The sequence below is a fragment of the Gluconobacter sp. genome, assembly GCF_047723935.1.
Lineage (GTDB): Bacteria > Pseudomonadota > Alphaproteobacteria > Acetobacterales > Acetobacteraceae > Gluconobacter.
Genome location: NZ_JBDOBO010000094.1, coordinates 1 through 8,395, shown reverse-complemented (window position 1 = coordinate 8,395; position 8,395 = coordinate 1). Strand labels below are relative to the sequence as shown.

General features: G+C 54.9%; 18 protein-coding genes. 1 reads left to right on the top strand and 17 read right to left on the bottom strand.

Annotated features, from left to right (window positions below; genetic code table 11):
• Positions 1 to 213 precede the first annotated feature (213 nt).
• Positions 214 to 1,428, top strand: coding sequence for a tyrosine-type recombinase/integrase (locus tag ABF979_RS15405; protein ID WP_415560626.1), 1,215 nt, complete (start codon positions 214 to 216; stop codon positions 1,426 to 1,428).
• Here ABF979_RS15405 and ABF979_RS15400 read toward each other — a convergent pair.
• From ABF979_RS15400 to ABF979_RS15320, 17 genes are all read right to left on the bottom strand, one after another.
• Entirely contained in the window at positions 1,376 to 1,594 is a 219-nt protein-coding gene (locus ABF979_RS15400; protein WP_415560625.1) for a helix-turn-helix transcriptional regulator, read from the bottom strand. The two genes, ABF979_RS15405 and ABF979_RS15400, sit on opposite strands and share 53 nt — an antisense overlap.
• A complete protein-coding gene (locus tag ABF979_RS15395; RefSeq protein ID WP_415560624.1) occupies positions 1,587 to 1,778 on the bottom strand; it encodes a hypothetical protein in 192 nt (63 codons plus the stop codon). Before ABF979_RS15395 ends, ABF979_RS15400 begins: the two co-directional genes overlap by 8 nt.
• Complete coding sequence (locus ABF979_RS15390; protein ID WP_415560623.1) at positions 1,775 to 2,005, bottom strand: hypothetical protein; 231 nt, start codon at positions 2,003 to 2,005, stop codon at positions 1,775 to 1,777. Before ABF979_RS15390 ends, ABF979_RS15395 begins: the two co-directional genes overlap by 4 nt.
• On the bottom strand, positions 1,998 to 2,165 hold the full coding sequence (locus ABF979_RS15385; protein WP_415560622.1) for a hypothetical protein: 168 nt from the start codon (positions 2,163 to 2,165) through the stop codon (positions 1,998 to 2,000). Before ABF979_RS15385 ends, ABF979_RS15390 begins: the two co-directional genes overlap by 8 nt.
• A 211-nt stretch (positions 2,166 to 2,376) precedes the next feature.
• On the bottom strand, positions 2,377 to 2,562 hold the full coding sequence (locus tag ABF979_RS15380) for a hypothetical protein (protein ID WP_415560621.1): 186 nt from the start codon (positions 2,560 to 2,562) through the stop codon (positions 2,377 to 2,379).
• The gene (locus ABF979_RS15375; protein ID WP_415560620.1) at positions 2,559 to 2,825 is read right to left on the bottom strand and encodes a hypothetical protein; all 267 of its coding nucleotides are present in this window, start codon (positions 2,823 to 2,825) and stop codon (positions 2,559 to 2,561) included. Before ABF979_RS15375 ends, ABF979_RS15380 begins: the two co-directional genes overlap by 4 nt.
• Entirely contained in the window at positions 2,825 to 3,634 is an 810-nt protein-coding gene (locus ABF979_RS15370) for a hypothetical protein (RefSeq protein ID WP_415560619.1), read from the bottom strand. The genes ABF979_RS15375 and ABF979_RS15370 overlap by 1 nt, the downstream gene beginning before the upstream one ends.
• Complete coding sequence (locus ABF979_RS15365) at positions 3,631 to 4,101, bottom strand: hypothetical protein (protein WP_415560618.1); 471 nt, start codon at positions 4,099 to 4,101, stop codon at positions 3,631 to 3,633. The genes ABF979_RS15370 and ABF979_RS15365 overlap by 4 nt, the downstream gene beginning before the upstream one ends.
• A gap of 187 nt (positions 4,102 to 4,288) precedes the next feature.
• Complete coding sequence (locus ABF979_RS15360; protein WP_415560617.1) at positions 4,289 to 4,744, bottom strand: hypothetical protein; 456 nt, start codon at positions 4,742 to 4,744, stop codon at positions 4,289 to 4,291.
• Positions 4,744 to 4,917 (bottom strand): hypothetical protein, encoded by a 174-nt coding sequence (locus ABF979_RS15355; RefSeq protein WP_156472205.1) that lies wholly within the window; start codon positions 4,915 to 4,917, stop codon positions 4,744 to 4,746. Before ABF979_RS15355 ends, ABF979_RS15360 begins: the two co-directional genes overlap by 1 nt.
• Positions 4,914 to 5,546 (bottom strand): lambda exonuclease family protein, encoded by a 633-nt coding sequence (locus ABF979_RS15350; RefSeq protein WP_415560616.1) that lies wholly within the window; start codon positions 5,544 to 5,546, stop codon positions 4,914 to 4,916. Before ABF979_RS15350 ends, ABF979_RS15355 begins: the two co-directional genes overlap by 4 nt.
• A complete protein-coding gene (locus ABF979_RS15345) occupies positions 5,543 to 6,307 on the bottom strand; it encodes an ERF family protein (RefSeq protein ID WP_415560615.1) in 765 nt (254 codons plus the stop codon). Before ABF979_RS15345 ends, ABF979_RS15350 begins: the two co-directional genes overlap by 4 nt.
• Entirely contained in the window at positions 6,304 to 6,558 is a 255-nt protein-coding gene (locus tag ABF979_RS15340) for a hypothetical protein (protein WP_415560614.1), read from the bottom strand. The genes ABF979_RS15345 and ABF979_RS15340 overlap by 4 nt, the downstream gene beginning before the upstream one ends.
• Positions 6,559 to 6,620: 62 nt before the next feature.
• Positions 6,621 to 6,809, bottom strand: coding sequence for a hypothetical protein (locus ABF979_RS15335; RefSeq protein WP_415560613.1), 189 nt, complete (start codon positions 6,807 to 6,809; stop codon positions 6,621 to 6,623).
• Positions 6,809 to 7,024: a hypothetical protein gene (locus ABF979_RS15330; RefSeq protein ID WP_415560612.1), complete on the bottom strand. Its 216-nt coding sequence runs from the start codon at positions 7,022 to 7,024 to the stop codon at positions 6,809 to 6,811. Before ABF979_RS15330 ends, ABF979_RS15335 begins: the two co-directional genes overlap by 1 nt.
• On the bottom strand, positions 7,024 to 7,818 hold the full coding sequence (locus ABF979_RS15325; protein WP_415560611.1) for a KilA-N domain-containing protein: 795 nt from the start codon (positions 7,816 to 7,818) through the stop codon (positions 7,024 to 7,026). Before ABF979_RS15325 ends, ABF979_RS15330 begins: the two co-directional genes overlap by 1 nt.
• A gap of 131 nt (positions 7,819 to 7,949) precedes the next feature.
• Positions 7,950 to 8,395 (bottom strand): hypothetical protein (locus ABF979_RS15320; RefSeq protein WP_415560610.1); only part of this gene is annotated, 446 nt, incomplete at its 5' end.

The window sequence follows — 8,395 nt, the reverse complement described above, 5'->3', positions numbered from 1 at the left end:
AAAGCGTGTGTACGTTAATAGCGTACCGTGGGTTCGAATCCCACTCTCTCCGCCAACGATACCCCCACCATTAGTGACCGTTATTGACCAAGGGCAGCCATTTCTGCCCTTTTCGTTCATCTGGTTTGTGTCCATTAATGACGAGAACAAACCATGAACCGCAATCATAATGGGGGTACCGATGGGGGTATCGTTTGAGACGTGGGGGTATCGGTGCTTACAGACATAGCAATCCGCAAATCTCAGCCACGCGAATCGCAGTACAAGCTTAGCGACGCGCAGGGTCTGTATCTTCTCGTCCGACCGAACGGCGCGAAGCTCTGGCGGTTGAAATATCGGTTTGGAGGCAAGGAAAAAACGCTCTCGTTTGGGAGTTATCCCGAGGTCAGTTTACTCAATGCCAGGAAGGCGAAAGAGTTCGCACGCGAAGAGTTGCGAAACGGGCAAGACCCGGCGCTCACCCGTCAGCAGAAACGGGCCGAGGCAGTAAGAACAGACAATCAGTTCAAGGCTGTGGCAATGGCGTGGATTGCAGCCCATGGGAAGCAGTGGACGCCGCAGCATCGCTCTGAGGTTCAGAGCACTCTTGAGCGCTTTGCTTTTCCGAAGATCGGAAGCTTGGCCCTGGACGCTATTACAGCGCCTATTGCTCTAGATGTTGTTCACTCCATAGAAAAGAAACAGGCTGGTGAAACAGCTCGTCGCGTACGTCAGCGGATGGGGGCTATTTTTGCTTACGGGATAGCCTGTGGCTTGGGGACGCTAAACCCTGCTGACCAAATAAAGGGCGCCCTTGCCCCGCTTCAGAAGGGGCAGCAGCCAGCGATTATTCAACTTGAGCCGCTTAAGCGCATGATGCGGCGGGTAGAACATACTCCTTCCCATCCTATCACCCAGCTTGCTCTCCGCTTTCTGGCACTTACGGCAGTACGTTCCGGAGAGGTGCGCGGTATGCTTTGGACTGAGTTGGAAGATGATGTTTGGGTTATCCCATCGGAACGCATGAAGATGCGCCGCGAACATGTTGTACCCCTCTCAACGCAGGCCCGTGCTGTGCTTGAGATCATTCGACCACTGACCGGTCGCGGGCCCCTAGTATTCCCAAATACGCGATGGGCTCATAAGCCCATGTCCGAAAATGCTCTGGGATATCTCATTAATCGGGCAGGATATGCCGGCCAGCATGTGCCGCACGGGTTTCGGTCCTCGTTCTCATCTATCATGAACGAGAGGCGGCCTGAGGATAGGGCCATTATCGATCTAATGCTTGCGCATGTACCAAAAGACGCTGTTGAAGCGGCTTACAACCGCGCCCAGCATGGGGAACGCAGAAAGCAGATCGCCCAGGAGTGGGCAGATCTGCTTTTAAAAGATGCTACGCCAACTCGAGATCTGCTTCAGACGGTACGGAGGTCGGCAAGTTATTAAGCCATTGCACCACGTCGCTCTCTTTCCATCGCACACATCGGATACTTAATTGGATTGGGGCCGGAAATTTACCGGCCTTGATCTTCCTATAGAGATTGCTTGGCGTGGTACGAAGTTTATCGGCCACTTCCTGTGCGGTCAGCAGCTGCTCAAGCGTCTCACCCATGGCTGCCCTCCTTCACCTTCACGGCGCGATACAGCCCGTCCGGACTGCGCTCGACCAGTCCTAGACGCATAAGGGGCTGATAGGCGTAGCGATTGCGTTTGTCCGGTGCGTGCCAGACGTCCGGCTGTTCTTGCAGGGCATTCAGCACGTCACGCTGCGGGCGTGTTAAGACTTGTTCGGTCATAGCTGACGCGCCTCCTCGATTGTAATCAGGTCTTGTGATGGAACCGCACGCCTGATTTCGATCTTCTCAATCGTGTCCCAATTCGGGCCGCGCTCAACGAGATCCTGAAGTTCTTCGAGCTCTTCCATGTCATGCTGCACATCGACAAGTCCGTTTTCTGATCGATAGAACACGCGCGCAATCCAGCGGACGAAGGTTGTGTCAGGACGTTCAATTACATCAGTCATCCCCGCCCTCCTTCAACTGGAACCCAAAGCCTTGGCGGTTTGCGATCCCTTCTTTCTCCAGCGCTTCGAACACTGGCAGGTTAATATCGGCTGGGAAGATCCAGCCCGTTGCAACGCGCGGCAGGCGCGCAATGGCCTGCTCTTTTGTGAGGGGCGTCACGCTGCCTTCCTCCACATCGTGGAATGAACTTGTCCATCAGGATAAGCCGCAATAGAGAAAAATCGCCCGCACTGATGACACTTTAGTCGTCCAGACCAAAACCAAGACACTTTTCTAAAGGTCTTCTCATGGTGCCAGTCGTCGAACGTGTCGCACTGGCACGCGGGGCATTTGGGGCCTTGGTTGATCTCGATTGAAAGCTGCTTATCTCTCATCCCCGTTCCTCCGCGTCCATGGCGGCGTCGATGGCAGAACGGTATGTTCGTCCGATGTAGGCATGGTCATGCGCCATAACCATGTAGCTGCCATCTTCGGGCTGATCGACTATGACCTCCAAAAGGAAATCCGGTGTCCTAGCGATCCACTCCAGCCGCTCCGTATCCGTCCGCCCGCTCATGCCGGGTCTCCTGCGGGTATTGTGAGATTTGCCTCGACCCATGACCAAGTATTCTTGAATTCTGCCAAAAACTCCGCCTCAAGTTTCTTATGCTTGGTGAGCGCAAATCTTACTAGCCGCCTCACTTCTTTCGGGTTGTTTGCGGCATGTTCGATATATTCCAGTTCGTGGAGCAGGCTCCCGATCTGCTCCCGCATCGCCCGGTTGAGACAGCGATCGTGCGTCTGAACTTTAGCTTCGGCAATATTAGTTTCAGTACTCATCACACCCCTCCCTCGCGTGTAAGGTCGGCGCGGGCAAACAGACGGATGATACCCCCGTCGTCGTTTTCCCAGACGTCCACAAATGACCATCCATCTCGGATCAGGAATTGGCAGGGATCAAACTTGGAAAGGGTCTCCGCTGAAAGCTCCTTGTCACAGTCCTCATCCTCTCGGTCATCAGCAACGAGACGGACCTCGATGCCAAACTCCTGGGATGCTTGCTGGAAACGAGAGAGTTCATCGCCTTCTTGGAACAAGGTAGAGAGGCGGCAACTGGGCAATTCAGGATCAGACGAAACGTTTTCCGTGAGGAAGTTCCAGCCAGCATTTGCCTTACTCGCCTCGGCATCAGCCCGCGCAAGCTGCTCGGCTTCCTTCAGGGACGCAATCTCCGCTTCCAGCGCGGCGACGTTGGCGATTTTGAGCAATGCCCCTTGTTCGTGGTCATGCCGCATACTGCTATCAACTGCGGCGTAAAGTCGGCAATGGTAGCCGTTTCCGACGTGAGCGAAGCGTTGATATGCTCCTTCCCGTGCCCCGCATCCAGCGAACAATTCCGGATTTATGCCATCTTCCTGAAAGACGATCAGAAGCGGCCCTTCGCTTGGAACTTGAACTACCTGCGCCGCCCCATCCTTCCGGCGCTGCTCTTCCGCGCCTCGGGTTTCGGCTTCGAGGATTTCCCGTCGTGCCCATCCATAAGAATTATCTGCGACGCTACCCAATTCTTCAGCCATATCGCCAAAGACTTTCACCTGCTTTTCCCTCGCGCGAAACGTCCGCACGTTCTGTTCCGTGTTCTGGGTCATTTCGCGGCGCTCCGGATGGCTTCGGCGCACATGAGTGCAGTGATGGCGTCGCTTTTGTTGCCGTCGCCAAATTCTTTATCAGCTAGGGAGCAGCATACCTTCGCGTACCGCTCCCTCTCCGCCGCCACAGCCTCGGCAATGGCGCGTTCGATCATGGGGCCAACCCCGCACATCACCTCAAGCAGCGGCAAGCTGAGTTCAGAACCGCAAGAGCCATACTCTGCTAGATAGCAGTCTGTATGCGGTCCCATGACATATTCGCCACCCTTGTAGCCCTCGAACTCTTTACCCAGGGCCGATTTTGCTTCTGCAAGCATGTCAGCGATAGTGACGTTTGAACGCGCTTCAAATGCCAACTCGGAATAGTATCCACGATAGGAGTGGGCTGATCCCTCGCCCCACCCAGATGCGATTACTTTCGACTGGTCTTGCTTCTCAAGAAAATCAATCAGTTCGCTTAAGGTCATCTCAAACACTCCCCGGCTCAGCGCCGGACACAATCAGCAGCAGGAACACGAGGGCCAGCGCCTCGCAGATGGTCGGTAGGAGATCAGTCACGCCGCATCCTCCAGCCATGCCCGGTGATCCCGTCGTGGAACCACACGGACAGCGAGCGCAGAGCGTGATCGACCCACACAAGGAAGGGGTGCGGGGTCATGCTTCACCCCGGGCTTTAAGTTGAGATGCAAGATTCGTTACTTCGCGGGACACGTAATCGAAATCACGATACAGACCGCCCCAGCGCATGAATGGATGCCCCGGAACTTCGTCATCGCAATGCGCGCAGTCGAAGCCTAACCACCACACATGATCATCTTCACCATCTGCAACGAGATGACAGATCGAGGCATCCTCCGGCCCGGGACGGCAGTGGTTTGCAAATGTCAGGCCGCCATGGACCCGAACGTCCACACTGTCGTAATCGCACTCAAAATCAGGGTGCGATTTTGATACACCGACGTACCCACAGAGAGCCCCGAGAGCGTTTCTTACGATGAGGCAGGGAAGCCCTGTAACTGGATCACTCCACTGCTTCTTGTCGGGCTCCTGCATCCACAGGCCAGGACCCCAACTAGACTTGTCCATCGTCCGATATTCGATCGTTTTCATCACGCCTCACCCCCGACAAAGCGCCCTTGGAGGCGCATCATCCGCACGTCGTCAGTCGCCAGCGCCCTGCCCCAGCGTTTGTCTCGGTTCTCCTGCGACAGTTCCCGCAGCGTCTCCGCCATATGCTGCACCCAGATCGCAGCGCTCATGTTCTGGTCCAGGTCGCGCGTCATGCTGCGGCTCCCAGCTCTGGTGAGCCTGCACGGCGCACTTTTTCGAGCATTTCCATTTTGAGTTCATGAAAGTTCTTGAGGGCTTCATCGAGCGTCTTGATGAATGGCTCATCGCGAAACGTCCGCTCTGTGTAGAGCGGTAGTTCATCGCTGTAAGACACACGATCATTCCATTCGCGTTCTGCGAAAAGGAGCTGCCCCTGAACCTGCGGATAGTATTTCCGGTCAAAGCCTTGCGTCAGATACAAGACATGAGTTGCTGGTTCGGGGCACTTGATCTCGACTAGGCCGTCAGACCCGACGAGACGATCAGGGCTTACACCAATCGTTTCTTCATCGTTTGTGATGAAGCCGACCTTCTCTGTCTTGACCCCGAATTCAAATTCATACGCCATGGCAGCGAGCGGTTCGAATTCATTGCCATGCTGGATGGCCATGAGGTTCGACAGATCTTTATCCAGAGAGCGGTTTAATACGATCTCTGCCGCCAGCCGCGCAGCGTAAGCTGGGGCCTGAGATGACAGCTTGCCAGCAGGCGTGATGATCTTTTCGAACTCAGAAGCCGTGGGGATGCCAATGCGAAGAGCCAGCCATTCTGCTGTGCCCTGCTCAACATTATGAATCTTCATTTCCCCTCTCCCTGCGGAATTTTGGAAAGAAGGGCCTGACGGGCCTTTGGAAATGTTTGAGCGTCCATCTCATCGAGAGAGCGACAGCGGGCCCATGCCAGGAATGCAGCCGTATCTGCCCCCGTCTTTTGTAGCAGCGAGATCAGCTCCTCCTTTTGCTTCGAGGAAATGAAGTTCGCCTGCTTTTGCGGCTGATACTTGCCGTCGATATCCTCATCACAGCGGACAATGTTCAGCAGCATCTCAGCGCAATACCGTTTCCCGTAGGAAATGGTTGACCCAAATCCCTGCAATGGATTGCGTCCCTGCCCTGCATCCAGTGGGAGTTCGATTTCAGCGCTCTGCGACTGGCCATTGGCATGAGAGATCGTGCCGATGATGACCTTAGCGTTGCTGCCTTCTGCTGAGCGCGTATTGAAGGAAAGGCGAAGATGGTGAAGCGCCAGAATTGGGCGGATCACGCGATCCATGTCTTCCCATTTCGTGAACTTGTATCCACCCTTCCCGCCTAGAGAGACGGTACCATTGCGCTCAACCTGAGGAATTTCACCGCATGCCGTTGCCATGGCTGCACTGAACTCTGCCCGTGCCTCACGCTCTATGAGCTTATCCTGCATCGCCAAAAGCGCCTGCATCTTCTCAATGTCGCAGTTTGGATTGGAAGCCGCATTTGCGATGACTTCCATCATGGACGCAGCCTGCGGGGCGCTTGCTTTTGTCGTTGCTACCTGTGCCTTAGGGCGCTCGATTACCTCGCTCATGCTGGCAGCCCCACTTCCATCATGAGGAAAGCCAGACCGGGCTTCACAGCTTCTGCCAGCTTGCGAAGGCGAGCGACGGCCGGACCGTTTTCAATGGCTGCAATCTCATCCAGCTTGCCGATGAGCTGCGTTTCGTACAGTTCGCGCAGCCCTTGCGTCGGGGCAATGTTGCGCTGATTGCGGAGGTAGTCTGCCATCCGGTTCAACTGCCGGATCTTGCGGACTGTATCTGGGTGAGGAACGAATGACATAGACGCACCTCTCCCGTTCACTGCTTCACGCATTGTTCGAATTCCTTGCTTTTACTTGGCGCTTATGCGGCTTCTAAAGACCGGGCCTTGATTTCGTGACTGAGGCGAATAGCTGCCCGTGATGCGCTGTAAGTCGCTCCGAAGAGATCGTCTGTATTCAGGCCTGACAGAGCGCTTCGAACATCGGCGCGCTTGAGAAAGTCCCGCACGATCTGCACTTCATTCAATGCTTTACTCAGCTCGCTCGACATCAGCAGGCCACCTCAAGCGACTTGAGTTCATTGTTTGTCTCGGACCACTGCTCATCCAGTCGGTTCAGTTCATTCTGAACAGCATCGCTACGGCGCTCGATATCTTTCAGCTTGAGCTGTAGTTCGACCACTCGACCGCCACTGTTGCTGCCGTATCCAAATCCAGCCATCCGATGATTGAAGGCCGCGTCGCTGAAGTTGTCAGGGTGCGCCATTAGTGCAGCTCCATCTCGCGGGCGATCTGTGCCTGTTTCTCGCGGTTGGCCGTGAGCTGTTTGGCGAGGTGATACGCGATGCGCTCAATGCCTTTGCGGGTCAGGCGGAAGTCTTCGCGCACCTTGGTCTCGCCTGTGAAGCGGTCCGTGTAGGGCGCGGCGCACATGCGGCAGTACTTCTTGGTGAGGCCGTAATGTGCGGCCTTCAGCTTGCCGCCTTCCCGGCAGGCCCATCCGTGCTTGAGGCAGAAGTCGACAACGCGGTTCTGGCCAATCTGGAGTTCCCGGCCTGCATCACGGACGCCAAGGTCGCTGTCTGCTTCAGTGATGACCTTCAGGGCCTCGGCCTGCGGGCGAAGAACTGCGATCTCTTCATCCTTCTCGCGGATTATGTCCTGCGAAAGGAGGAAAGCCTCGTTGATCTTCTGCTCACGCGAAAGGGTCTGCACAGTAAGCGGACCCTTTCCACTCACCATCGCATCGAAGGCGCGGATAACCTTCAGGTGAAAAGCCGGGTTGATCCACATCGCATAGGCATAAACTAACTCTTTAGCAGCATACGTTCCGCCATTTCTGCCTTCGATGGTAACTACCGACTTTCCGGCAGTTTCTGAAACTGTGGAATTTTCCACAGTATCCATTTCTGCCATCAGGGCCTTAGTCTGCTTGTTTGCCATCCACTGGCCCGGTGCCTTCGAGGCCTCTCCCCCAGAAGCCCGATGGCAGTCGTTCAGGCAATATCTGCCTTCCGCGTCCTGCCTGATATTCGTTCCAAGGATCGTAAGCTGTGTCACGAGCGTTTCTCCCATCGCCGTTCTGGCGTGGGATGACTATGGGATATGTCCCATTATCGTGTCAACATTAATTTGGGAGGTATCCCATTTTATTCAAAAAAAGAAACCTGGCCGGAGCCGGGTGGGTTAGCTCACCACCAGTGGGCCACTATGCCGTGGTGATAAACGCCAAGGATGATAGTCGCGGTTGTTAGTCCTATTGCGACGAGGGCAGAGAGCTTAGCCATAGTTGGCAACGCATCGACGCGCCCTTTAATTTCCGCCACATTTGCTGACGTAGCTTTCGCCTCTAACGATGTTCTCATTGCTGTCATATCAGAACGAACAAGCGACAGGTCGTCTTTCGTCGCCATTGATGCTTCCATGCGGGCGAGCGTCACCTGAATGGAAACCAAGGCTTCTTGGACCTTGTCCATCTTTGTTTCGAGATTACCGACACGTCGCGCTAGATCATCCATTCCGCCATTATCACCGCTTTTCAAAACATTTTCTAACTTTCTTTTTTTGTCGCTACTTTCTATTCCCTGAGTTACCAGAGAAAATCGGGCACGAACCTCAGATGCAGAGTCATTATTTT

Bases quoted from the DNA above. Each gene is read 5' to 3' on its own strand.
- ABF979_RS15400 (WP_415560625.1), bottom strand. From the start codon at position 1,594: ATGGGTGAGACGCTTGAGCAGCTGCTGACCGCACAGGAAGTGGCCGAT.
- ABF979_RS15390 (WP_415560623.1), bottom strand. From the start codon at position 2,005: ATGACTGATGTAATTGAACGTCCTGACACAACCTTCGTCCGCTGGATT.
- ABF979_RS15330 (WP_415560612.1), bottom strand. From the start codon at position 7,024: ATGGCGCACCCTGACAACTTCAGCGACGCGGCCTTCAATCATCGGATG.
- ABF979_RS15350 (WP_415560616.1), bottom strand. From the start codon at position 5,546: ATGAAGATTCATAATGTTGAGCAGGGCACAGCAGAATGGCTGGCTCTT.
- ABF979_RS15345 (WP_415560615.1), bottom strand. From the start codon at position 6,307: ATGAGCGAGGTAATCGAGCGCCCTAAGGCACAGGTAGCAACGACAAAA.
- ABF979_RS15360 (WP_415560617.1), bottom strand. From the start codon at position 4,744: ATGAAAACGATCGAATATCGGACGATGGACAAGTCTAGTTGGGGTCCT.
- ABF979_RS15365 (WP_415560618.1), bottom strand. From the start codon at position 4,101: ATGACCTTAAGCGAACTGATTGATTTTCTTGAGAAGCAAGACCAGTCG.
- ABF979_RS15370 (WP_415560619.1), bottom strand. From the start codon at position 3,634: ATGACCCAGAACACGGAACAGAACGTGCGGACGTTTCGCGCGAGGGAA.
- ABF979_RS15355 (WP_156472205.1), bottom strand. From the start codon at position 4,917: ATGACGCGCGACCTGGACCAGAACATGAGCGCTGCGATCTGGGTGCAG.
- ABF979_RS15335 (WP_415560613.1), bottom strand. From the start codon at position 6,809: ATGTCGAGCGAGCTGAGTAAAGCATTGAATGAAGTGCAGATCGTGCGG.
- ABF979_RS15380 (WP_415560621.1), bottom strand. From the start codon at position 2,562: ATGAGCGGGCGGACGGATACGGAGCGGCTGGAGTGGATCGCTAGGACA.
- ABF979_RS15340 (WP_415560614.1), bottom strand. From the start codon at position 6,558: ATGTCATTCGTTCCTCACCCAGATACAGTCCGCAAGATCCGGCAGTTG.
- ABF979_RS15395 (WP_415560624.1), bottom strand. From the start codon at position 1,778: ATGACCGAACAAGTCTTAACACGCCCGCAGCGTGACGTGCTGAATGCC.
- ABF979_RS15375 (WP_415560620.1), bottom strand. From the start codon at position 2,825: ATGAGTACTGAAACTAATATTGCCGAAGCTAAAGTTCAGACGCACGAT.